The organism is Agrobacterium leguminum (assembly GCF_015704895.1).
Classification (GTDB): domain Bacteria; phylum Pseudomonadota; class Alphaproteobacteria; order Rhizobiales; family Rhizobiaceae; genus Agrobacterium; species Agrobacterium leguminum.
Genome location: NZ_JADQWB010000006.1, coordinates 1 through 22,544, shown reverse-complemented (window position 1 = coordinate 22,544; position 22,544 = coordinate 1). Strand labels below are relative to the sequence as shown.

22 protein-coding genes and 1 pseudogene are annotated in these 22,544 nt (G+C 57.5%); 2 read left to right on the top strand and 21 right to left on the bottom strand.

The features are described from left to right. The first annotated feature begins 75 nt into the window (after nt 1-75). Complete coding sequence (locus tag I3J13_RS11015; RefSeq protein WP_196378807.1) at nt 76-864, top strand: DUF4394 domain-containing protein; 789 nt, start codon at nt 76-78, stop codon at nt 862-864. A gap of 84 nt (nt 865-948) precedes the next feature. Here I3J13_RS11015 and I3J13_RS11010 read toward each other — a convergent pair. From I3J13_RS11010 to I3J13_RS10985, 6 genes and pseudogenes are all read right to left on the bottom strand, one after another. Then, nucleotides 949-1,097 (bottom strand): annotated as a pseudogene (locus tag I3J13_RS11010) (fasciclin domain-containing protein); the annotation flags it as partial. Between the two features lie 37 nt (nt 1,098-1,134). Continuing rightward, complete coding sequence (locus tag I3J13_RS11005; protein ID WP_080854015.1) at nt 1,135-1,551, bottom strand: DoxX family protein; 417 nt, start codon at nt 1,549-1,551, stop codon at nt 1,135-1,137. Next, nucleotides 1,535-2,539 (bottom strand): alpha/beta fold hydrolase, encoded by a 1,005-nt coding sequence (locus tag I3J13_RS11000; protein WP_196378806.1) that lies wholly within the window; start codon nt 2,537-2,539, stop codon nt 1,535-1,537. Before I3J13_RS11000 ends, I3J13_RS11005 begins: the two co-directional genes overlap by 17 nt. A 166-nt stretch (nt 2,540-2,705) precedes the next feature. After that, nucleotides 2,706-2,918: a hypothetical protein gene (locus I3J13_RS10995; protein WP_196378805.1), complete on the bottom strand. Its 213-nt coding sequence runs from the start codon at nt 2,916-2,918 to the stop codon at nt 2,706-2,708. A gap of 531 nt (nt 2,919-3,449) precedes the next feature. Further along, on the bottom strand, nt 3,450-3,908 hold the full coding sequence (locus tag I3J13_RS10990) for a hypothetical protein (protein ID WP_196378804.1): 459 nt from the start codon (nt 3,906-3,908) through the stop codon (nt 3,450-3,452). Between the two features lie 464 nt (nt 3,909-4,372). After that, entirely contained in the window at nt 4,373-4,786 is a 414-nt protein-coding gene (locus tag I3J13_RS10985) for a winged helix-turn-helix transcriptional regulator (RefSeq protein ID WP_196378803.1), read from the bottom strand. Nucleotides 4,787-4,875: 89 nt separating this feature from the next. Between I3J13_RS10985 and I3J13_RS10980 the strand changes: the two genes are divergently transcribed. Next, nucleotides 4,876-5,760, top strand: a complete 885-nt coding sequence (locus tag I3J13_RS10980) for an NmrA/HSCARG family protein (RefSeq protein ID WP_196378802.1) — start codon at nt 4,876-4,878, stop codon at nt 5,758-5,760. Nucleotides 5,761-5,828: 68 nt separating this feature from the next. On the opposite strand, the gene I3J13_RS10975 is transcribed toward I3J13_RS10980, so the two are convergent. The 15 genes from I3J13_RS10975 to tssI all read right to left on the bottom strand — a co-directional run. Beyond that, nucleotides 5,829-7,778 carry a MacB family efflux pump subunit gene (locus tag I3J13_RS10975; RefSeq protein ID WP_196378801.1) on the bottom strand — a complete coding sequence of 650 codons (1,950 nt, stop codon included), beginning with the start codon at nt 7,776-7,778 and terminating at the stop codon, nt 5,829-5,831. Between the two features lie 8 nt (nt 7,779-7,786). Next, a complete protein-coding gene (locus tag I3J13_RS10970; RefSeq protein ID WP_196378800.1) occupies nt 7,787-8,980 on the bottom strand; it encodes an efflux RND transporter periplasmic adaptor subunit in 1,194 nt (397 codons plus the stop codon). Nucleotides 8,981-9,227: 247 nt separating this feature from the next. Further along, nucleotides 9,228-10,577 (bottom strand): sensor histidine kinase, encoded by a 1,350-nt coding sequence (locus tag I3J13_RS10965; RefSeq protein WP_196378799.1) that lies wholly within the window; start codon nt 10,575-10,577, stop codon nt 9,228-9,230. Between the two features lies 1 nt (nt 10,578). Beyond that, the gene (locus I3J13_RS10960; RefSeq protein WP_196378798.1) at nt 10,579-11,253 is read right to left on the bottom strand and encodes a response regulator transcription factor; all 675 of its coding nucleotides are present in this window, start codon (nt 11,251-11,253) and stop codon (nt 10,579-10,581) included. A gap of 211 nt (nt 11,254-11,464) precedes the next feature. Next, a complete protein-coding gene (locus I3J13_RS10955; protein WP_196378797.1) occupies nt 11,465-11,749 on the bottom strand; it encodes a YMGG-like glycine zipper-containing protein in 285 nt (94 codons plus the stop codon). A 428-nt stretch (nt 11,750-12,177) separates the two neighbouring features. Further along, nucleotides 12,178-13,170: a type VI immunity family protein gene (locus tag I3J13_RS10950; RefSeq protein WP_196378796.1), complete on the bottom strand. Its 993-nt coding sequence runs from the start codon at nt 13,168-13,170 to the stop codon at nt 12,178-12,180. A gap of 9 nt (nt 13,171-13,179) precedes the next feature. Next, nucleotides 13,180-14,145 carry a type VI immunity family protein gene (locus I3J13_RS10945; protein WP_206696167.1) on the bottom strand — a complete coding sequence of 322 codons (966 nt, stop codon included), beginning with the start codon at nt 14,143-14,145 and terminating at the stop codon, nt 13,180-13,182. Between the two features lie 41 nt (nt 14,146-14,186). After that, nucleotides 14,187-15,179, bottom strand: a complete 993-nt coding sequence (locus I3J13_RS10940) for a type VI immunity family protein (protein ID WP_196378794.1) — start codon at nt 15,177-15,179, stop codon at nt 14,187-14,189. Nucleotides 15,180-15,189: 10 nt separating this feature from the next. Beyond that, nucleotides 15,190-16,326, bottom strand: coding sequence for a DUF4150 domain-containing protein (locus I3J13_RS10935; protein WP_196378793.1), 1,137 nt, complete (start codon nt 16,324-16,326; stop codon nt 15,190-15,192). Next, nucleotides 16,323-17,390, bottom strand: a complete 1,068-nt coding sequence (locus I3J13_RS10930) for a hypothetical protein (protein WP_196378792.1) — start codon at nt 17,388-17,390, stop codon at nt 16,323-16,325. Before I3J13_RS10930 ends, I3J13_RS10935 begins: the two co-directional genes overlap by 4 nt. Next, nucleotides 17,387-18,412, bottom strand: coding sequence for a DUF2169 family type VI secretion system accessory protein (locus I3J13_RS10925; RefSeq protein ID WP_196378791.1), 1,026 nt, complete (start codon nt 18,410-18,412; stop codon nt 17,387-17,389). Before I3J13_RS10925 ends, I3J13_RS10930 begins: the two co-directional genes overlap by 4 nt. A gap of 5 nt (nt 18,413-18,417) precedes the next feature. Beyond that, the gene (locus tag I3J13_RS10920; RefSeq protein WP_080853974.1) at nt 18,418-18,747 is read right to left on the bottom strand and encodes a hypothetical protein; all 330 of its coding nucleotides are present in this window, start codon (nt 18,745-18,747) and stop codon (nt 18,418-18,420) included. Further along, on the bottom strand, nt 18,744-19,907 hold the full coding sequence (locus I3J13_RS10915; RefSeq protein ID WP_196378790.1) for a hypothetical protein: 1,164 nt from the start codon (nt 19,905-19,907) through the stop codon (nt 18,744-18,746). Before I3J13_RS10915 ends, I3J13_RS10920 begins: the two co-directional genes overlap by 4 nt. Before the next feature lie 16 nt (nt 19,908-19,923). Further along, complete coding sequence (locus I3J13_RS10910) at nt 19,924-21,069, bottom strand: hypothetical protein (protein ID WP_196378789.1); 1,146 nt, start codon at nt 21,067-21,069, stop codon at nt 19,924-19,926. 9 nt (nt 21,070-21,078) lie between these two features. Further along, nucleotides 21,079-22,544: type VI secretion system tip protein TssI/VgrG (gene tssI, locus I3J13_RS10905; RefSeq protein ID WP_196378788.1), on the bottom strand; the 1,466-nt coding region annotated here is incomplete at its 5' end.

Genomic DNA, 22,544 nt, shown 5'->3' with positions numbered 1-22,544 from the left:
TTCAGTTCAGGAAGCGTCGAGAGCCGAGCGCCGAGCGCTACACGACTTCCGAACGGTTCAACACGGGAGAAAGACATGAAGATCATTCGTTTCGCACTGATTGCCTCCGCTGCTTCCATCGCAGTGGCATCGACCGCATTCGCGGCCCCCGTCCTCGGCCTGACCGGCGACAGAACGCTCGTCATCTTCGATACGGAGAAACCGGCGGTGACGAAAAAGATGGACGTGACTGGCGTCGACAAGCTTGTCGGCATCGACTTCCGCCCCGGCAACAAGACGGTGATCGGCATCACCCCGGATCATCGCATCGTCTCGATCAATCTCGAAACAGGCGTCGCCACCGATGTTGCCAAGATGGACAAGATGCTGACCATGACGCAAGCCCCTGTCGTGGTCGACTTCAACCCTATGGCCGATCGGCTGCGCTTCATGACCGGAACGACCAACCATCGCGTCCACCCGGATACTGGCGCTGTAACGGTTGACGGTGTGCTTGCCTTCGAGGAGGGCGACATGCACAAGGGCGAGACCCCGAACATCGTCGCTGCTGCCTATACCAACTCCGTCGGCAAGCCTGAAAAGACCGCCATGTATAATATCGATGCCACGATCGGCGCGCTGATCCAGCAGACCAAGCCGAATGACGGCACGCTGAAAGCAATCGGCAAGCTCGGCCTCAAAGGTAAGCCTGCGGCCTATGCCTTTGATATTCAGGGCATGGCGGACGGCAAGAACGTGGCCTATCTCGCCGCATCCAAGACGCTCTACACGGTTAACCTCGCAACCGGCGCGGCAAGCGAAGTCGGCCCGATCACAGGGCTCGACAACGAAGTGCGAGACATCGCCGTTCTGCCGAACATGTAATTCGGCAGACGTTCAACGATGAAACTGGAAAGGCCGGCCCTCAAGTGTCGCCGGCCTTTCTGATGATGGAATGACCCCGGACCACATCTTGCTCAGAAGAACCTTGTCGATGACATAAATGACGCCGTTGGATTGTTTGACGTCGGCGATCGTCACGTGCGCAACACACCCATTTCGTCGGTGAGCGTGATCGTGCCCATGCTTTCCCTGGCCTTCACAAGGCATCCGGCGACGATGAAACTTTGCGAATTTCGTCAGACGATATCAAAGTTATTTTTCGCCACGCCTGAATGGCCAGACGACGATGTTTCCCGCGAAGAGCGCCAACCACACCAGGTAAGGCTGCAAAGGCAATCGGATGAGATGGTAGGACCATTGCCATGGCGAAACAGTCGCTGCACCAAGGCTGTCGATGGCATGCTTAATATTGGCCGGGAATACGCAGATTGCATAGAGTGCCAGGCCAATACCGGCGGCTTTCCGCAGCCGTGGCACCAGAAGTCCGACCGCACCGGCAATCTCACACAGACCGGTCAGGAAAATAACGGCCTCCGGCTCAGGAACCCAGGCAGGCGTGATACCGAGGAAAGGTTTGGGCAGGACGAGATGCAGAATGCCCGCGAGACCATAGACGCCGGATAGTCCCCACTGGCAGCGCCGCTGCCAGACATCAATCCTTGCCGTCACGTGCTATCCTCTGCTCGACATCCCTTTTTACGGCGTTGAGGTCCGACTTGCGGCCCGCAACCGTCTCGATCGCCGCGATTGCCAGATCGCTGGCGACGAAATCCGACTTGTGCCCGAGATTGTGCACGACGATCAGACGAGCACCACGAATATCGCGGGCGAGATGACGGGAGTGGACCTCAGGGGAGACGATACTATCAGTATCACCAGTGATGATGACCGTAGGCACTTTGATTTTGTGGTAATTCACCGAAGCCGCTCTGGCCCAGTCGCTCAAAGCCGCAACCTCTCTCGCATTGTGCCGAAATGCGAGCGGCCGCAACGCTTGCAGGGCACGTGTCTTGTCGATGTAGCCGGCGGGAACCGGGTTCGGAGCAAAGACGCCTTTCGTGGCATTATCGATCGTCATAAGCCCGATAGGTGGCACGATAAGAGTGCTGAATAGAGTGCCTGTGATCGGGGCGCTGGCGGCCTCGTAGTACCAGGCGATCCCGCTATTCCATTGGTAGACCGCCGGAGACAGGAAGACGAGGCCTAAGACCATATCCGGATGGCGAACGGCGAAGGACGCGGCAATTGCTCCCCCGAAGGAGTGACCGACAATAATAGCGCGGTTGATGCCTCGCTCCTGCATGAGGGCGGCAATGGAGTCGGCTTGACCGTCGGGCAAAATGTTCTGCTCACCACCGACGTCGGAATTGCCGTGACCCGGACGATCGACGAACAACAGCTTGGCCCGTTCCTGCAGCTTTGTCCGAAACGAGAACATCGGATCGTAAAGGCTGGCGCTGGCGCCATGAATAAAGACGATTGGTGGCAAGTCTGGCTTCCGACCAGTCTCAACCAGGACGCTATTAAGCTTGAATCCACCGACATCGGTACGGACTTGATCGTCCCGCTTTGGCGCAGCAACCGCTTTAGAAGCAATCAACGCGAAGCAGCCGATCATCAGAAACACGGCGGTCAGGCAAAGAGTTCGATCCGGCATATCCTAGAGCTGCCCCTCGGTGCGACTGGCAAAGATCGGACCTGTCCGAAGGCCCGTCGGCATCAAAACGAAGGCATTGTTTCCCGCCATTACATGCCAAATGATGTCGGCCTGCCTTCCGCGGAATGCATCGTAGCCATAGGCGGTCTTGAGTATATGCAAGGGATCAGCGGTCACGGCGGTTTTTATCCGAAGTGGAATGATTGTGCATCATCACGGTTTTGGGATCGATGGCAATGCCGAAGATGGAGTTGGTCGTGGCAGCAGGTAGCGCGATTGATGTTGTGAGCAACCACAGCGACTGCAAAAAGGGCTCCGAGTTTCCTCGGAGCCCTTTGATATAGCGTAGTGATGTTTGGTTGCGGGGGCCTGCTTTCATCTTAACTTGCGATCGTCGCGACCGCCCCATGTTCCACTAAAATCTCTTCCTACCTGCGACCATAGTGGTCTATTTCGTACCACCGCGTAGGAACTTGGCGACAAATACTCATCGAGAGAAAACGAAATTAACCCCTCACCCAAAGGTGCTGCCCGGCACTTACGACGACGGATATGTGTCGCTATTGAGGCGAATTACTTATCGGTAGCGCGTCCTCGCCCCTCTTCCGCCAGCTGAGACTCGAACCTGTACCGCCACGCTCATTTGGCAGTAGGCTTGAATAGCTGCCACGCCGGCGAGAACCTGCAAGCGCTGCGAGCTGCCCCGGGAATGACGTTAATGGTTCCGACCAACTGCTTGAACTGCAAGACATCATATTCGGCGTCGCTTGTTTCTAATCTGGTGATCAGAGCTTGCAGCTGATTCCACTTCCACCCAGGTTCCCGCTATAATGGCGCCAGCATCCGACCGCTGACGTGTAATTTCGCTCGTAAGCTCGCGGCCGATCTTCAAGTTGCTGAAAGCGCACCTTCAAGGTTGCGGTATAGAGTCCATCTCAATAGCGGACATCGGGCCTTGAAGTCGTCGGTCAATCTTCTCAAGCTGCAACCGATCCCGTTGCATCTGGCGGCTCTGCTCATCGGCGTTCACCTGCTCGTCGTCAGTCAACGCGTCCGCGTGAGTGGTTATCAACATGGCAGTCTCGGCAAGAATATCCCTAACCGCCACTTCCATTACCCTTCGTTGGACCGTCTTGCCGTTACCACAGGTCTTTCGCCGGTAATGCTCCGCACAGCCGTAAAGGATCCCTCCCCACGTTTCCATTCCTGCCGCGGATGTTGGCGCCAGAGATTGCTTCATCGCGATAGTACCCGACGACTTTCCACCCCCGACGCTCCGCGAACTGGCGGCAAAGGTTGAGTTGAGGTCAATCGACTGTGAGTTCTGGAGATCGGTGGAGTATCGAGCATAGAGGGCAACATTCGGCATTGGCATTCCTGGCATTTCAAAGGGGAACGCCCTTCGCCAGCAACCAAAACCAGAGAAAAGTTGAACGTTGCGTTATCCAGAGGAAAGCAGCAGGAACAGGTACTAACTGCACCACGCGAAAGACACCGATGGCCTTCCCATGCTCTGAGACCGCCATTTGCTCACCCGCAGTGGCTAAAAGAAATATCGAGTTGCTCTTGAAGAGATACGCACCTCCGAACCATCATTTCGCAGCCACGCAGGAACCCGAACCAACGCCACTGTCATTACAAAAGTCCGATGGCGGAAGATTCATAGGCAAGCCAACAATCTGGCCATGCTCGAATGACTGATTTGGGACCGCGAGCAGATCGTCCAATCCTGGACGCGGGGGACGAAATAGCTGCTGAGGAAAGCGGGCGTAGCCAAACATTGCTAACCTGGACCGACATCTGACCTTCTCAGCCAATTTCGGTCACCTGGATTTACAACTCCGCCTGATTGTAAGCGCGCCGGCGTGCTCTGATGGTTTCCAGATTTTCGTGGACCCAGAAGTTAAATCCCTCAAGGGCGCGCAAAGCTCCATGGGCGATCTCCGTCAGTTCGTACTCGACACGCGGCGGCACTTCGGGAAAATAGTGACGCACAACAAATCCCTCACGCTCGAGATTACGCAGCGTGAGCGTCAGCATGCGCTGGGTGATCTCACCGACCTCTTTTCTCAATGTCGAAAAGCGGAGCCGATGATCTTCCGCGAGAGAAAGACGCCAAAGAACCGGCAAAGTCCATTTGTCACTCAGCAGGCTGCAGACTCCGTTTGACGGAATGGGTCTGAAGTGTCTGTCGTTTTCTGATCCGCGCGATGGGCCGGCATCGATCTGTTCTTCCAAGGGTATCATCCTTGTGCCTGATGCTGAAAAATGTGCCGTCTTCCGGCAGAATTACATTCGTATATATAGACGGTCCTTGTTTAACGCGAGGGTTTCAAGTGACCAATAGCAAGCACCCCATTCTGGTTTTCGGCGCTACCGGAAGGCAGGGAGGATCTGTCGCCAAAGCCTTGTTGAAGGCGGGATGGCCTGTTCGCGCACTCGTTCCGGACTCCACCAAAGCTGCATCGCTGCAATTGCGGAATTCAGGTGTCGAGCTTGTGCAGGGTTCATTTGAAGAGACCAAAGTAGTCCGCACAGCGATGAAAGACGCTTACGGTGTCTTTAGCGTACTGCCAGCCAGTCTGGCTGCCGAAGACGAAGTCCGTCATGGTATATCGATTGCGGATATCGCTGCCGAAACCGGCATCAACCATTTTGTTTATTCCTCAGGCGCCAGCGTGGGGAATGAACTGACAGGCGTTCCGCGTTTCGACGCCAAGCCTCGTATCGAAGCCCATATTCGACAGCTCGACATGGCTACGACCATCATCCGGCCGATGATTTTCATGGAAATGCTGGTGCGACCTGGCTTCGGCCTGGAGGAGGGCCGGCTGGTGTCCCTGATCCGACCCGACCATTCCATTCAGCTTACCGCCGTGGAAGACATCGGCAGGTTTGTCACTGCCGTGCTTGCCGACAAGTCACGCTTTGGCGGCGCAACACTTAAGATCGCGAGCGATCGACTGACCGGGCATGAACTTGAGGTCGCTTTCAGCGAAGCAGCCGGTCGCTCGATAACCTATGAACGGTTTCCCGATGACGTTCTCGCTGCAAACACGGATCTCGCGCATATGGCAGAGAGCCTGGTAGACGGGCCGCTCGCCGAGCTCGTCGATCTGAAAGTCATGCGCGAAATTAACCCCGACCTTCTCACTTTGAGGTCCTGGCTCGCTGGCAATGGGCGCAAGCTGCTCGATGCAGCCTTGCGACCATCGGCCTAGTGAAACTACGTCAGCCTCAATCATAACAAGCGAACCGCAACGGCTACCAAGTAGATGTTTGCGGGTCATCAGTCACGCGCCAGGGCTTCTATCGGGTCCAGCTTTGCCGCATTGCGAGCGGGAAGGAAGCCGAAGACGATTCCGATCAGGGTTGAGCAGGCGAAGGCCACCATGATGGAGCCCGAAGAAAAGATCATTTTGAAGTCGGGGCTCAGCAAATTGAAAAGAGCGCTGATCCCGAGGGCGAGCATCACTCCCATGAAGCCGCCGACAAGGCAGACCAGAATGGCCTCGATCAGGAACTGGGAGAGAATATCGCTGCGGCGCGCGCCGACGGCCACACGAACCCCGATCTCCTTGGTGCGCTCGGTCACGGACACCAGCATGATATTCATCACGCCGATGCCGCCGACAATTAGCGAGATCACGGCGACTGACGAAATCAGCAACGTCAGGGTTTGCGTGGTGGTCTCGATAGTCTCGCGAATGGTCGCCGAGTTGGTGAGGAAGAAGTCTTTCGCGCCATGCCGACGCTCGATAAGGCGGGAAACTGCGGCTTCGACATTGCCCGGGTCGACATCGTCTCTGATACGGACCGTTATGCCGTCGACATTCGGACGACCCAGCATGCGGCCCATGACGGTTGTGTAAGGCGCATAAACCGTCAATGTATCAACCGCCGGGCCGAAGGAGTTTTCCCGTTTCGTCACACCCACAACCCTCGCCGGCATTGTGCCCAGAAGGATGACCTGCCCCACCGGGTTAACCCGGTCTGGAAACAGGTCTCGCGCGGCGTTTGCATCGATCACCACATTCTGGCTGTAGGCGGTAACATCCTGGGCGTCGAACAATTGTCCATGCGCCAGCTCGAGGCCCCGTACACGAAAGAAGTCCGCGCCAACTCCGGTGACTGACGCATTGACGGCCACGGCGGCGCGCTTGACAGTTACACTCGTCGTGACGGTTGGTGTCACGCTGTCGACATAGGGCTGGTTCACCAGCGCTTCTGCGTCGGCGGGAACCAGCGTCCGTATCTTGCCCGCTTCCAGATCGCCGAAGCCTTTGCCGGCCCGCACCTCGATCGTGTTGGTGCCGAGCGAACTGATACTGCTCAGGATTTGTTGCTGCGAGCCGGCTCCCAGTGCCGAGATAGCCGCCACCGAGGCGATACCGATGATGATGCCGAGCATGGTCAGAAGCGAGCGCATCTTGTGTGCCCAGATTGCCGCGCCCGCCATACGAAAGGCCTCAGTCATCCGGTCAAGTGCGCCGCGCCAGCCAGCGCCCGGCGCGTGCTCGCGGATAGGACGGACCGTCGCGGCGGACTTGGATATATTGCGCTCGTCGGAAATGACAACGCCGTCGCTGATCTCCACGACCCGATCCGCGTGTTCGGCGATCTTCTTGTCGTGAGTGACGAGGATGATGGTGTGCCCCTCGGCGTGAAGCTCGCGCAGGATCTTCATGACTTCGGCGCCACTGTGCGTATCCAGCGCTCCGGTCGGTTCGTCGGCCAGAATTATCTCGCCGCCATTCATCAGGGCGCGGGCGATCGACACCCGCTGCTGCTGGCCGCCCGAAAGCTTGCCCGGGATATTGCCCGTCCGCTCGGCGAGGCCCAGCCGGGTCAACAAGGAGATCGCTCGCTTGTGCCGGTCGGATCGGTTGCGTCCGGCATAGATGGCCGGCACCTCGACGTTGCTGGCCGCGCTGAGATCGCCAAGCAGATGATAGCGCTGGAAGATGAAACCAAAACGCTCACGGCGCAGCGCCGCCAGTTCGTCCACGGACATCTTCGAGGTCTCGCGTCCTTCGATCCAGTAGCTGCCGTCCGTCGGACGATCGAGGCAGCCCAGGATGTTCATCAGCGTCGACTTGCCGGAGCCAGAAGCGCCGATGATGGCCATCATCTCGCCGGCCTCGATGTCGAGGTCAACGTCTTTTAGCACCCGCACCATCTCGTCGCCTGCGGGGAAAGCGCGGGATACCCCACGTACGCGGATCAGTGGTTCCGTCATAGCGCGCCCTATCGCTTCGCCGCGGCCAGCTGAGCCTGGCCATCGGTGCGTTCATCCGTGGATGCCCCCAGGACGATGGTCTCGCCTGCCTGAAGACCGCTGAGGATCTGGATGTCCGCGCCGTTATCGATGCCGACCTGGACCTGCCGGATCTGGACCTCGCCCATCGCGTCCGATACGCGGACACGCGCCGTGTCCCCGGCCCGTAGCGCGCCTTCCACTGCGCTGAGCGGAACCAGCACGGCGCCGCTGACGCGGCTCAAAACGATGGACACCTGCGCCGTCATGGAGGGCCGCAGGACCCCGTCGGCATTCGCCACGTCGATCAGCCCGGTGTAATAGACCGCGCCGTTGGTTGCGCCAATCCGGCTCGCGGCGGCGTTGCTCTCGTTGGCGATGGAGGCCGGGGCCGGTTCCACCTGTCGCAACTCCCCATCGAAACGGCGCTTCGGATCGCCAAGAATGCTGAACCAGACCGGCAGGCCGCGCCCTACACGCACGACGTCAGCCTCGGAGATATCCGCGCGCACCGTCATTGTGTCCAATCGGGCGATCATGACGATGGTCGGCGCGGTCTGCAGGGCATTCACGGTTTGGCCTTCGTCAGTGACGATCGCGACCACCGTGCCGGCAATTGGGGCAGTGATGCGCGTATAGTCCAGTTCTATACCCGCAGATTCCAGCGCGACCTGCGCTTGGGCGACCTGAGCATGCAGCGACTGAACCTCAGCCCGCGCGGTGTCTCGCATCGCAACCGCGGCGTCATACTGGGCGCGCGGCGTGGAACCACCTGCCAGCAGGTCACGCTCGCGCTCGAAATCCTTCTCGGCTTTCACCAGACCGGCCCTGCGCGCAGCGAGAACGGCGCGGATATTGGCCAAAGCGGCCTCGCGGTCCCGCAAGGTGTTGCGCCGGGTCTGGGAATCGATCTCGGCCACCAATTGGCCAGCCTCGACGATATCACCGATCTTGACAGCCAGATGCTCAACGCGACCCGAGGCCTGGGCGCCGACACGCACCAGCTCGAGCGGTTCGAGAACCCCGGTCGCCAGCACCACCTCTTCAATGTCACCCGTTCGCGCCTGCGCGGTCACCAGTTCAGGCTTCGCCGGCGGACGCAGAAACAGCAGCCAGACGACCAGCAGACCGACAAGGGTTGCCGCCGCCAGGATGAAACGCTTGCGGGTAATGTGTCGTGTCATTTAGTCGTGGCCCATGCTATTGAAATTTGCGGGCTTTCTCTGTCACGAGAGTTACCTGAAAATTACGGAGAGCGGTCGTCGCGCCTGATCCGTTTGGCACGCGCTGTAAGATCAACCGATCGGCAAAGAGGGCTTGCAATGTGGATGGCATCCCAAAGATTGCCCGCCCGACATCAAGCGATCGCGACCGTGCTCAGCCAACATCGACGGATGAAAACGCCTTGACCTGTTGGCGCAGGCGACGGACCTACCGCTGCTGGAAAACGCGCTTCTCGCGCCAGCGTACGGCAAATGTGCTGCCCTTGCCTGGAGCGGACGAAAGCTCAACGTAGCCGCCGTGACGGGTGACGATCTCGTTGACCATGCTGAGCCCCAGCCCCGCACCTGAGCCGTGAGGGCTGACACGGTAGAACGGCTCGAATATGCGCGACTGCTTGTCACCGGCAATTCCGCAGCCCTGATCGGCGACAGTCACGCTGCCGTCAGCCTCAATACTGACCGATATCTGTCCTCGTCCGCCTCCGTACTGGACTGCATTACGAACCAGATTGACGAATGCACGCTCCAGAGCTTCGGCATCCCCGGGAACGAACAGGTTTTCCGCATCGCTATCGAACGAAATCTCGTAACCTTCGGCGATCGCCAGGGGCGCGAGGTCGGCGACCACCTTCGACACAATGCTGTTGAGATCGACAGGTGCATTCTGCTGGGGCTTCTGCCGGTACTTCTCGGTGTCGAGAAGCTGGTTCGCGATTGCTGTAAGTCGCTTGATGGCCGTCTGCAGGTGTGTCTTGTCCGCACCTGGTGAAAGCGTATCTATTCTCACCTGCAGGACAGCAATCGGCGTTCGAAGTTCATGGGCCGCGTTGACAAAGAAGCGCTCCGTAGCCTCGAAGCCGCTATCGAGACGACGCAGCGCCCTGTTGATGTCGCGCACCAGACGAAGCACCTCAGTGGGCAGGCCCCGCTCTTCCACCAGGGCGCCACGTGTGTCGAGATCGATCCTGTCGAGACGCCTGGTCAGGTCGCTGAAGGACCGCAAAGCCCAGCGTGTGACAAACGGGACGCCAATCAGGGAAATGGCGACGAGGATCAGCGCCGGTACGCCGATGGCAAGGTTCCCCAACAGCACGGTCACACCATATTGGGACATCGAAACACCGCCGGCAAAAATCGTTGCCTCACCGGCCTCTGTGTCGAAACGCTCCATGCGGGCGACACTCAGCGGATCGTTCAGGTCACCATGGAGTTCGACACTTCTGAACGCCCGCAGGAATGGCATGTTGTCGGCAATTTTCCCGGGAGGCGCGCCGTGTGCAAGGACGATATCTTTTCCAAGGTCTGCCACGAACCACAGGTCAGGCGCTTCCTCCATAATCTCTTTAAGCTCGGCCGTCGGAACCAGATGGGGTCGGCCATTCGGCTCGAGACGGACCGAGTCTGCGATTTCCTGAGACAGCCAGATGGACGTGATCGCCACATCGGGCTTGAGGCCAGAAAGGAGATAGAAAACCAGGCTGAGCGAGGCGATGACCGCGCAGAGCTGCAGGACAATAAAACCAAAAGTAAATCGCCAGCGAAGGGATGTGCTGGTCATCCTATTTCTGCTCATGAAGGTAGTAGCCTATGCCACGAATGTTCTTGATAACAATGTCGGCCTCCGCTTCGCCAAGCTTTCGGCGCAGGCGAGACATGTTGGACTCCAGTGAGTTCGACTGGATTTCGTCGTCAAAGGAATAGACCTGCCCCTCAAGGGACGAGCGCAACACGGTACGACCACGGTTTCTCAAAAGAGTTTCGATGATGAGCAGTTCCCTTCGGGTGAGCGCAAGCCTGACACCGTTGACATGCACATCGCATGAAACCCGATCATAGGTAACGTTTCCTGCCGACAGGACGAATGGGCCGGCTGTCGGCACCCGCCTCAGCACAGCGCTCATTCTGGCAATCAGCTCGGGAATTTCGAACGGCTTCGGCAAATAGTCATCGGCGCCGTCATTGAGGCCGGAAATTCGCTCGTCGGTCGATCTCAGAGCGGAGATGATGATCGATCGCGTATTTGAACCCGTGCGGTGCAAATCGGCGAGGAAGGTACTGCCATCACCATCCGGCAGTTGCCGGTCGATAAGGACAATATCATAATCCGCCATAGCGATTGCTTCCCGCGCCGTCGCCAGATCTCCAACAGCATCAAATACGATGCCATGCTGCGAGAGGGCCACCCTCAACGCATCCGTCATTTCCGGATCGTCTTCGATAAGTAGAAGTTTCATAGTGGCCTAATCAGTCCAGTCTCGGACTATCATTCCCGATAGTCTTTACAGCAAAACTACGGCTCTGGTTCAGATAAACTCAACAGTCGTGATGTCCTGACCGTCAGGTTGTGGGACATCATGAAACTGCTGCGGACGTGGGAGACCGGAGAAACCGAAGTCCGTCCGATATCCATCTCGCCTTTGACGTGCGCCTCTCAGGCCGCAATCTTTATCGGCAGCGACCGTAATGATCCCGGTATCTGCATCCGTAGTCGCGGCGGTCCCGTTGTTCCCAGCGGTCGCGGAGGTTCCTGTCGTTACGTTCGCTGATGTTGCCTACCACTGCCCCTCCCACGCCGCCTGCGGCGGCTCCCACTGCAGCGCCTTCCCAAGTGCCGCTCGCCAACCCACCGATGATAGCGCCGCTCGCCGCACCAATGCCGGCGCCCTTTTCCGTCTGGCTGCACGCTGTCAGCGTCAAGCAAACGAGTACGCCTGAAATGATCTTTTTCATGTCTGTCCTTTCGAGCCATCGCCGCTACGGTCGCCCGTCGACCGTTGCGACGCACCAAGGCGGAGACGTATGGACACCGAAAATTACGTGGAAGTTACGCAGAACCGTCGGTATCGATACCGGTCGAAAGCGCAAATTCGTGTAGGATGCGCGTCTCCGCGATAAGTCATTCTCAGGCAACTCCACCCGCCTAATCGATAGGGCATGCTCTTGGCGACATCCCTGGTTATGAGGCGCGCGAGACGACGAACGGCCCCAGCGGATCGCCGCGATCCAGCGCCTTTCAACCGCCTTCTTCCGCAGCACGCCTTATAACGACGATCCCGCATTTTCCAAAACGGTCGCGACGCAGCCAGCTGCATCGGAAGGCAGCGTCGAGACGAAATGATGGCAATAAGTTTCGTTTAACTTCACGAGGCTGGACAAACTCAACGTTCACCATCGTCAAATCGATGTGTCCACCATTGCGTATACTCCATCTCATCGACATCGTAGGGAGCCCGTAGATAGGGATAGTCCCAGTTCTCGTAGCGCAAGGGCTTGAGGAAATCGTTGACCGCTCGGTATGCTGCAGGCACGTGGCCCTTATTCAAGTCACCCAGCACGGGCCGTTCACCCGCCTGGAAAACGACGCCCCCCTCGTAGGAATGGAGGACGATATCGTCTCCGAGTACTTCTCTTGCCTTCTCAATGCCACCGACGCGCGCGAGCAACTCATCGTTGACGGCTGTAAGCCAATTCACGTCACGGATCACATCGGTGCGACGCAATATTTCCAGAGTGAAATTACTGCTATCTTCGTAAAGAAGGCCGGGAAACCGACGGAACAGAGGATATGCTCTTTCAGTTGCACCCGCCACATAGGAATAGAAAAAAAGCGACATCCCTGAAACGGCATAAAAAACCCGGAGATTGCGGCAAGCGTCAACGAAGAGGCGAACCACGCCAGTCGGGTTGCGTGATAATTCCGATAACCGCGTCTGATAAATTAAGCGCCCATTGCCGCCGCGGTAGCCGGCGCTTGGAAGGAGGACAGTAAAGTAGTCGTAAACCGGATCGGTGGAACGCAGCGCCTTTTTTGGCATGTGCCTGATATAGAAGCTCGCGGTATCCCCTTTGTCAAAATACTCGTCTTGTGACAGACTTTGCGCAACGTCTTCCCGTGACGAGATGCGGCGTACGCGCTCGTTAAAGGACAACAAATTTGTGTTGCCTTCCGCAAGGTCGTAGTAGCGTAGCGCCAGATCCAGCATGGCTTGGCGTGTATGCCGTGTTTCACCATCCGCAAAATAGAACCCGGCCGTTAACCCGAACAACCACGGGATGGCATTGCCGGGTGGTGGGCCGATTTCGTTCAGTATTTCGAGTTCACCGCGCTCTTCGAGGAGCGCCATTCTGACGATGAGTTCGTTTATATCCAAGACGCCATCCTAGCGCTCGCCATCGTCAAATCGGCGTGTCCACCATTCGGTGTACTCCATCTTATCGACATCGTATGGTGCTCTTAGATAGGCGCGCTCCCAATTCTCGTAACGCAGGGGTTTGAGGAAATCGTTCACCGCGCGATATGCTGCGGGCACCCTCCCCTTGTTCAGGTCGCCGAGCACAGGCCGTTTACCAGCCTGGAGAACGACACCACCCTCGTAAGGATGAAGGATGACTTCTTCGCCGAGTGCCGCTCGTGCCTTGTCGAAACCACCAACCCGCGAGAGCAGTTCATCGTTGATGGCTGTCAGCCAGTTCACGTCGCGGATAGTGTCCGTCCGGTCTCGTATGGCCAATCCAAAACGCGCGCCATCCTCGTAAAGCAGCCCAGGAAACCTGCGAAACAGAGGATAGGCTTTTGCAGTTGCGCCCGACGCATAGGAATAGAAAAAGAGCGACAAACCCGACACGGCATAGAAAACCCGCAAGTCGCGGCAGGCGTCAACGAAGAAACGGATCACACCTGCCGGATCGCGCGACAGCGCCGATAGCCTCGTCTGGCACATGAGGTGACCATTTCCCCCGCGATAACCGGCACTAGGAAGAAGAGCAGTAAAGTAGTCGTGAACCGGATCGGTCGAACGCAACGCCTGTTTTGGCATATGCCTGATATAGAAGCTCGCGGTCTCCCTCTCGTCGTAATATTCGCCCTGCGACAGATATTCCTCAATCTGTTTTCCTGCTGAAATACGGCGTGTCCGCTCATTCAACGACAATAAATTGGTGTTACCCTCTACCAGATCGTAATAACGCAGTGCCAAACCCAGCATAGATTGGCGTATTTGACGCGTTTCTCCGTCGGCAAAATAGAATCCGGATGTCAGCCCAAACAGCCATTGGATGGCATTGCCGGGTGGCAGGCCGATTTCGTCCAGTTTTTCGAGTTCACCGCGCTCTTCGAGGGTGGCCATTATAGTGATGAGTTCGTGTAACTTCACGAGACTGAGCAACCTTAACGATCAACATCGTCAAATCGATGTGTCCACCATTGCGTATACTCCATCTCATCGACATCGTAGGGTGCTCGCAGATAAGGATAATCCCAGTTCTCGTAGCGCAGGGGCTTGAGGAAATCATTGACCGCGCGATAGGCCGCCGGCACCCGCCCCTTATTCAAGTCACCCAGCACAGGCCGTTCACCCGCTTGGAAAACGACGCCCCCTTCGTAGGGATGGAGGACGATATCGTCTCCGAGTACTTCTCTTGCCTTCTCAAGACCACCGACGCGCGCGAGCAACTCATCGTTGACGGCCGTAAGCCAATTAACGTCACGAATCACATCAGTGCGCTGCGAAATGATTAACCCAAAACGGATGCCATCTTCGTAGAGGAGGCCCGGAAATCTGCGAAACAGAGGATAGGCCCGTTCGGTTGCGCCTGCCGCATAGGAATAGAAGAAAAGCGACATCCCCGAAACGGCATAAAAGACCTGAAGGTCACGGCAGGCGTCAACGAAGGAACGCACAACACCTACTGGATCTCGCGATAGTTCTGACAACCTCGTCTGGTACATCAGGTGCCCGTTGCCGCCACGGTACCCAATGCCCGGAAGAAGCGCCGTCAAATAGTCGTGGACCGGATCTGTCGACCGCAGAGCTTGGGCAGGCATGTGTCTTATATAAAAGCCTGCGGTCTCCTTCTCATCAAGGTAATTGCTTTGTGCTAGATGTCGCTCAATGTCATCTCTCGAAGACAGGCGGCGCGAACGTTCACCGACCGTCAGCAGATTGGTGTTTCCTGTCGTCACATCGTAGTAACGCGCGGCGAGATCGAGTGCGGCTCGTCGTATCCGTGGTGTTTCACCACCTGCAAAATAGAAACCAGCAGTGAGGCCAAACAGCCATTGAATCGCGTTGCCCGGTGGCAAACCGATCTCGTCCAATTTATCGAGTTCACCGCGCTCTTCGAGGATGGCCATCGTGCCGACGAGTTCGTTTAAATTCATAACATTATCCTTACCAGCTTGGTATCGGAGGTCGGCGTCCGCCAGGAAGCCGGGGGCCTGGCAACGGAAGCCAGATCGGCGGGCCATTCTCAAGGCCTTTTTTTAGCTGTCGCCATCGTTCTTCGGCCTCCCATTGACGTTCCTGTTCGCGCTGCCTTACGGATTCCTCGCAATTGTCACATTCATCCAGCACCACGAATTCCCTGTATCTGGCCCTGTGACGCAATGCGATAGCCTCATAAGCAGCATTCTTCGTGGGATCATTTGGAAACTTGTCCCCCGGAAACTTCATGTCATACATGTGGGTCATCTGGCCGTTTTCGACTTTCACCACATCCAGCCACCGGGAGCCACGCACATTGAACCATCGCGTGCCGCCCCAGGGCGCCCGGCGGGGAACCTTTGGAATGTCGTGTTCCTCTCCCTGCAGGATGACATTGCCGGGCGGCTTGTCCGGGAACTGATTGTTCGGGTTGTTGGGATCCCAGAACCCAAGCTCGGAAACATAGCCGTAATTGGTGCGCGGATCGCCGACCGGCATGCTGCTGCCAAGGACTGTGTTCGGATATTGCGCCTGGATCGTTGCATCGACACAGCGCTGATAACGCCCCGGGCTGGCCTCGTCGTCGCGTGGTAAAACCTGATCGACCCATTCAAGCCCCTCGGTAACGCTGTTTCTCGGACGATGCAGCGCATAGCAGCGGCAGCCCACTTCGCAGAGATAGCGCTCGGGATGGCCTTCGGGCAGGTCGGTTTTGTAACCCCCGACCGATACGCTGTTGCCCTTGTTGAGGAGCATCTTGTCGGTAAGGCGCGTCACTGCGCGGCCTTGCATGAACACGTTGGGAGACCAGGACAGGAAAGTGGCCTCATGCAGATGCGTACCGGATTTGATCCCGCCGGACGAACCCGGTTCATCGCCGATCGATTTGGCGAACCGCGAGCCGCGCACGCCATTCATCGCCCCGCCATGCGAAAACACCGTGGTGGTCCCGTCGGCAAGGTCGCGGGCAAATGCGGTATTCGTATATGGCACGGGCACAGGCTTGGGTGGGGTCAGGCAAACATCCGGTAAGGTCGAGCGGACATAGCCATTCGAGTTTTTGTGGCAGAGCGTAATCCCATTGATGCGGATTGTTTCCTTCATGCATCTATCCTGCCGGTTTTTATGTCGCGCTGGACGCTTTCCACAATTGTTGCCGCTCTCAGCCCGTCGCGGGAACTGGCGGACAGAAGGCTGTAGAGAAATTCCTCGCCCCCCGGCTCTGTCTTTTCTACGAGCGATCCAGGGGCAGGCCCAAGCGCAAGCGCCGCCATCACAAGCCCGCTCGCGGCCCCAAGATCACCCAGTTGAAGCGCGGGGATTTCTGCCCTGTCGGACAGGTCGGCCATTTGCGCAGCATTGGTGGTGATCGCATATCCAAATTCCTCAGCGCGTACGCGATCGCCATTGAGATCGACAATGAAGCGATCAGGAGAAAAGCCTCCTTCGAGGAGCGTCCCATAACAGCTCGCAAGGGCGCGGCCCATCAATCCGCGCTCGGGATCAATCGGGTTTTCAGGCTCTTCCATGGTAGAAAGGCGCGCAATTCGACCGAGCCGCGCGTCATCTTCCGGCCCAAGTGCGAACACGGCCGCAGCTTCGCCGGGAACCATGCCGTAGGGGTTGTCACGTGTCAGCAGTTCACCGTGATAAGCCAGACTGTCGAGCATGTCTGAGTGGATATAACTGTCTACGACTGCAACAAGAACAATTCTCCCCGTTCTCCTCACGATTTCCGGACCATCCCTGCCAACAAGCTGCAGGCTTTCAGCCTGCCCACCAAAGGAAACGAAGAGGTTCGTCACCTGCGGCAGAGGGAATTGGCGGATCCGGGCATTAAAGTCCTCAGCGACAGGTCCGTCCTCCATCCAATAGGGCAGCAGCAGAAGCATCGCATAATCCGCGCTTTCCTGTCCGAACTTCGCCAATTGCGCAACGCAATCGGCAAGCGCGCAGGCGAGTAATTTTCGCAGCCGTTCGACATAGTCCCGCTCTTCCGTCAACGGATAGACCGGCGCAAGGGTCGGTGGTCGCCCGTCCGCCATCACCAGGCTGCGGTCCTTCTCGGTGAACCGTTCGCCGCGCGAATAGGCGGCAATTGCCGTTTCAAAATTTTTGCCCGCCGGACATGTCAGGCCGGCCGCCAGAATTGAAACCGCCGCCCTCATGCGACGACCCCGGCCATTTGCCTCAGTCGAAGGAAAGAGACTTCAACGTCCTGATCGCGCCCGCCACAGGGCACATGGGCATTCCATACCAGATCCACGAGACGCTCATCGCCAGTGATTTCCACCTGAACAAGCCTGAACCTGTGCGTCAGCGTCTTGCCGGCGATCCGAGTGTCCGCTTCGAGGATACATTGTGGCAGACGAAATGCGTAACCGCCTTCCGGATGAAGCCCTTCCAGTCGCACCGGTTCGCCACCACGCAACTCGCCGGAATAGATTTGATCGACGGGCGCGGTCTGGTGGAAATTTTCCGAGAAATCGGAAGGCAAAAGCGGAGACCTGTGTTTCATCCACGCTTCATCATAGGTGCCGGCATGAATACGCCGCGTTGCCCAGGCCGGCTGAATCGCACCGAACCCGACCGGCTGCGAAAGCGGACGACCGGGATCAAAGACATCGGCGGGAGCGGCAATCTGCGGCATAGCCAGCTCCGCGCCCTCCGGCGCGCGCTCGAAATGACGTGACCAGCCCCGGCCAATTGGATTGGCTTCGCACTCGGCCCCATCATCATCCACAAAGAGATCGCTTCCGCCGAGCGAACGCCTCCATGACAGTTCGACGCGTGAGGCCCGCTCTTTTTCGGCAACCTCCCAGCCGCGCTTTTTTTTGACCATGCGCGCTTCGCCCGTGACGGCGGCCTTCTTGGTCATTGTACCCACAGCAACCGTGACATCGATACGGTCTATGGGCTTCTCGTCAAGCGCAACGGCTGAGCCATTGACAAGAATATCTGCGGCAGGCCTGAAAGGCGCGAAATCAGCATCCGCGAAGAGCTCATTTGCCTCGGCATCGCGATAGGCTGGAGAGAGCCGGATGGGCTGCGGCTCAAGAAGATCCGTCATACCGTCCGGACGCGCGCGAAACCGCCCGCGCACGGCGACACACCAATGTTCCTTTCCATCGCGGTCGCGAATGAAATAGCCGTCCGCGGAGAAAGGTGTGTTATTGCTGACAGCCCACATGCCGGTCAGTTCAGGTCGATATACGCAGCGTCCAGCGCAATATTCTGGCGAGCCATCTGGATAATCTTCTTGCCTTCCACCCTCACCACGCCGTCAGAGCCCAATGAGATTCGGGCTTCGCCGTTTCGGATCGTCAGCGTCCCGGAGCCATCGAACTCGATCATCGTCGCGAGCTTCAGAAGCTTCCCCCATGCATCCTCCGGCAACGGAAGAGCGTCCCCTAAAAGCGCTTTACGATCAGGTATCTGGTTCATATCGTGCGAACTCCCTCTAAATTCACCCAGGTGGAAGGCCGATCCCAAAATGAGCGGCGCCCCATCGACCAAAGATTTCATTTCAGTTGATCCGCCAAACCCTCCCCGATGGTGCGTGTGACGAAATCGGTATGGATCATTGTTGCAACGTCTTTTGGCGTGGCGGGAAACGCCGTGAGCGAAGCTACTGCGGCGACAACGCCCTTCCGGAAGCTTAATACGGTTCTGGCGCGTATCTTTTGCTCGCTACCCTGGAGAGTAACGATGTCGATGAAGCCCTTATCCACATCGCCAACTTTTTCGCCGGGAACGAAGCTGACGTCCTCGTCCAGCTTAAAGCCGACCTCCGGCATGAGATTTTGCAGTTCGATTTCCACCACCTTCGCGGCAAGCTGACGCAATTGATCCTCAGTTGGCGACATATCCGACTTGGGTGTTGGAAAGACGAACAGGGATACAGCCGCGTTTCCGTCCGGATCATTGGAATTTGTGAATATCGCTCCCGTATAGGACGGATTGGGATCGCTGTTCTGCGTCAGTTTTTTCCATCCGTCCGGCAGGCGTGCGGAGTAGGCGGCGCCACCGCTCGACGGCAGCTTTTCCAGATGCATCGCGCCATCAATGCTGTCAGTCGTCTCGTTGTCGAGCTTCAAAGCTCCGAAAAATTGCGCAATCTGGGGTTCGACGCGGGCGGCCTCCTCTTCTGCGTAGCCAGCGCGCACGATGAGCAGAGACTTGTCCTCGCGCCAAACCGCGACCCTCTCACGGCGGTTGAACCCATTATCCGGCCCGAGGGCAAACACATCGCCAGCGTCGCGACCATATTCCTTCATCGCGGCGACCGAAGGTGCCCACTCTTTCGCAAAGAGCCGGGCGTAATCGACCCCACGCGCAACCTTTTCCGGTTTGATCTCGGCGGTGATGATCTGGATTTCGAAATGATCGCGATTGGCAGGATCATAACCGATCGTCTGCAGGGTCACATTGTCGAAGGTTTCGTACTTATCCCATTCGGACAGTGCCCGCTTTTCTTTGAACCACATAAATTTATCGATCTTGACCGAGTGAAAGTTAAGATCCTTGGCTTCCTGGAAGCTATATGGCTCCGATGCCTTCGCCGTGCTGTCGAGGGTCAAACGACTCGTATAATCTTCGGCCATAACATCCAATCCAATTGCGGTCGTCACTAAAACCATCGCCGAAAAAGACATTCGGCGCAGCACCAGAAATAGAGGCTTCAACGTTCGGTTCTCCGTATCATTTTCCCGGCCATCCCTTGATGAGGTCTGCTGCCTTATCGAGACCCGTCAAGCCGCCGGACACTTTAGCGCCGCCGCCCAGGCCGAAACCAAGTTTGGCGCCGACCTCGGCACGCGCCTTTCCCTTTTTCACGCCTGCTTCCGCAGATGCCTCAGCCTGAGCGCCAACGGCTCCCTGCAGCTCACCGCCAAGGCACACACCTATATCCCATTTGTCCTCAATGAGTTGGTTGTGCTCTTCGAACAGCCAGTTCCACGCTTTGATGACAGGATTGCCGACACGGCTTGGCGTCAGGCAGAGTTCTCCGTTGACCGAGCCCTCGATGACATTTGCCTTGGCGGCAAGTTTCAGGGTCCCCGTCACCTCTTCAGGGTTACCGACAAAAGCAACCTCCCCCTCCAGCTCTCCTTTCAGCACCGCGCCTTTTGCGGCTCCAGAGATGACCTGATCCTTGAGAACTTCGACTTTGCCCTGGGCAGCGGCGGCACTGGCTTTTGCGCTCAATTTGGCATCAATTCCGCCTTTGGTGACAGAAAATCCGGCCTTTCCGTCACCTTCCAGTGCTCCGAGCTTGTATTCTCCTGAAGCCCAATCCTTTGCCGGATCACCAAAACTGTCTCCAGCCAGTTTTTTGTCGGCTTTCCACCAGGTATATTCAGCAACCTGGAAATTCCGTTCTTTCCATTTGCCGCGCCAGTCGGTGTCATGGTCGGTCTTTCCGTCCGGGTTGCGGCGTGTATAGCCCGAAGCAAGATACTCCCTGACGCCACGCTGATATTTCTTGCCGACGCCAGCGTCCTTGTAGTCCTTGCTTAGTTCACCGAATTTCCAGGCGCTTTCCTTGCTCTCGTTCTCACGCTCCTTTTGAGGAAGGAGTTTGTTTGCGCTGGACGATCGTCCGAAAAGCACGGTCTCGTTCACAGCGGGTATATATTCGCATAATCCGCCATTGGAATTGAACGACTGCTGGGGAGCATCCGCGCGAAATGGCGGCGTGATCCCCGGAGACACCGGAAAAAACGGGTGACGTTTGAATGTCGACAGGTCGGTTTTCAACATCTCCAGGACATTGTCGTCGTCGTATGCGGAAAACGGCACACCCAGCATGCGAGACGGCGGCAATCCTGACGGTTTCTCAGCCATGGCCTACACTCAGTTCTGTGTAATCTGGTCGGCTTGGAAATGAATATGCTTCCCTTGAATCACGATATGCCCCTCGCGCGACATCGTCAGCATCGAGTTCTCTCCCACCTTGATCGTCAATTGTTCGCCCACCCGGATGTTCATGATACGCCCGATATCTGTGTCGGAGCGTCCCCGGACGATGACACTGTGAGACTTACCCACCGTCGTTTGATAGGTATGTCCGACGACCGTTGACTTCGCCCCGCCGACAACCTCAGAAGAACCAATACCGACGACCTGCGAGTGATTTTTCTCCACGAAAAGCTGGAAATTTCCTTTTGCAAAATTGAAAGGGTCCGGGATCTTGAGTTTGCCCAATGCGGCTCCAACCTTGTCAAAGACGAGCTTCGTCTTGTCCCTCAGAAGGTTCGACAAGGCATTTTCGCCGACAGCAATCGACATGTTGCCCGCTATGACCTCGTCATGGTCGCCACCAACTTCCGTCGATTTGTCGTTGGCCACGAGTTCCGATTTATCGCGTCCCACACGCTTGGAGTAATCGTTCAGAATTTCAAAATTCGTATCCTTCTGGGCGTGGAGAAATACCTCCTCCTTGGCCGCCTCGTCCTCAAACCGCAATTCGTTAAATCCGGACCCCTTGTGCGTGTTGGTACGGAATGTGCTGCGCGTCTTGTTCGCCGGCAGATCATAAGGAACGGTCTGACGTGCGTTCGGCACGACGCCGGTCACTAGCGGCCGGTCCGGATCGCCGTCGACGAAGGCGACCATCACCTCCATGCCGATGCGCGGGATGATCTGGCCGCCCCAGGTGGAGCCGGCCCAGTTCTGCGCAACACGAACCCAGCACGTATCCGTGCCATCCTTCTTCGCCTTGCGGTCCCACGGGAACCACAGCTTGATGCGGCCATATTGGTCAGGATGGATTTCTTCGCCCTCGGGGCCGGCGACGATCGCCACCTGCGTGCCTTCGATACGCGGGCGTTTCGTCGCCCGGTGCGGCGTCAGCGGCACACGGGCGGGGATTGCCTCGAAGTGATTGCGGTATTCCGGCTCGTTGCCATTGGTCTCATAGGAGAGGTCGACGATGCTGTGGCTTGCCCTGATGATCACATGCTCTTCATAGGCATGTTCGGGATGGGCGACCTCGTAAGGCGTGAAGCGGCGGCCGGCTTCCAGAATGCGCGCGGTCGACGAACCGAAAACCCGGTCATGATCGGCTTCGATGGACTGGGTGCGCAGTTTTTGCGCCCGCTCGGCCTCTTCCACCGTCTTGATGCGGGCCGGATATTCGTAAAGCTCGCGCTTCGTCGCATCCGGCATCTGCACCAGCGACGGCGTCATCGTACCCGGCACCATGCCCGGCGTCTCGAAATTCCAGTCGGCACCCGCACGCTGGCCCGAGACATAGGAAAAACGCCGCGCCCAGTCGTTGATGTGGTTGCGATCCGACGACCCCTGCGCCAGACGCACCG

Excerpts from the sequence above, each read along its gene's own strand:
- I3J13_RS11015 (WP_196378807.1), top strand. The coding sequence starts at position 76 with ATGAAGATCATTCGTTTCGCACTGATTGCCTCCGCTGCTTCCATCGCA.
- I3J13_RS11000 (WP_196378806.1), bottom strand. The coding sequence starts at position 2,539 with ATGCCGGATCGAACTCTTTGCCTGACCGCCGTGTTTCTGATGATCGGC.
- I3J13_RS10995 (WP_196378805.1), bottom strand. The coding sequence starts at position 2,918 with ATGAAAGCAGGCCCCCGCAACCAAACATCACTACGCTATATCAAAGGG.
- I3J13_RS10990 (WP_196378804.1), bottom strand. The coding sequence starts at position 3,908 with ATGCCGAATGTTGCCCTCTATGCTCGATACTCCACCGATCTCCAGAAC.
- I3J13_RS10985 (WP_196378803.1), bottom strand. The coding sequence starts at position 4,786 with ATGATACCCTTGGAAGAACAGATCGATGCCGGCCCATCGCGCGGATCA.
- I3J13_RS10975 (WP_196378801.1), bottom strand. The coding sequence starts at position 7,778 with ATGACGGAACCACTGATCCGCGTACGTGGGGTATCCCGCGCTTTCCCC.
- I3J13_RS10970 (WP_196378800.1), bottom strand. The coding sequence starts at position 8,980 with ATGACACGACACATTACCCGCAAGCGTTTCATCCTGGCGGCGGCAACC.
- I3J13_RS10965 (WP_196378799.1), bottom strand. The coding sequence starts at position 10,577 with ATGACCAGCACATCCCTTCGCTGGCGATTTACTTTTGGTTTTATTGTC.
- I3J13_RS10960 (WP_196378798.1), bottom strand. The coding sequence starts at position 11,253 with ATGAAACTTCTACTTATCGAAGACGATCCGGAAATGACGGATGCGTTG.
- I3J13_RS10955 (WP_196378797.1), bottom strand. The coding sequence starts at position 11,749 with ATGAAAAAGATCATTTCAGGCGTACTCGTTTGCTTGACGCTGACAGCG.
- I3J13_RS10945 (WP_206696167.1), bottom strand. The coding sequence starts at position 14,145 with ATGGCCACCCTCGAAGAGCGCGGTGAACTCGAAAAACTGGACGAAATC.
- I3J13_RS10940 (WP_196378794.1), bottom strand. The coding sequence starts at position 15,179 with ATGAATTTAAACGAACTCGTCGGCACGATGGCCATCCTCGAAGAGCGC.
- I3J13_RS10935 (WP_196378793.1), bottom strand. The coding sequence starts at position 16,326 with ATGAAGGAAACAATCCGCATCAATGGGATTACGCTCTGCCACAAAAAC.
- I3J13_RS10930 (WP_196378792.1), bottom strand. The coding sequence starts at position 17,390 with ATGAGGGCGGCGGTTTCAATTCTGGCGGCCGGCCTGACATGTCCGGCG.
- I3J13_RS10925 (WP_196378791.1), bottom strand. The coding sequence starts at position 18,412 with ATGTGGGCTGTCAGCAATAACACACCTTTCTCCGCGGACGGCTATTTC.
- I3J13_RS10920 (WP_080853974.1), bottom strand. The coding sequence starts at position 18,747 with ATGAAATCTTTGGTCGATGGGGCGCCGCTCATTTTGGGATCGGCCTTC.
- I3J13_RS10910 (WP_196378789.1), bottom strand. The coding sequence starts at position 21,069 with ATGGCTGAGAAACCGTCAGGATTGCCGCCGTCTCGCATGCTGGGTGTG.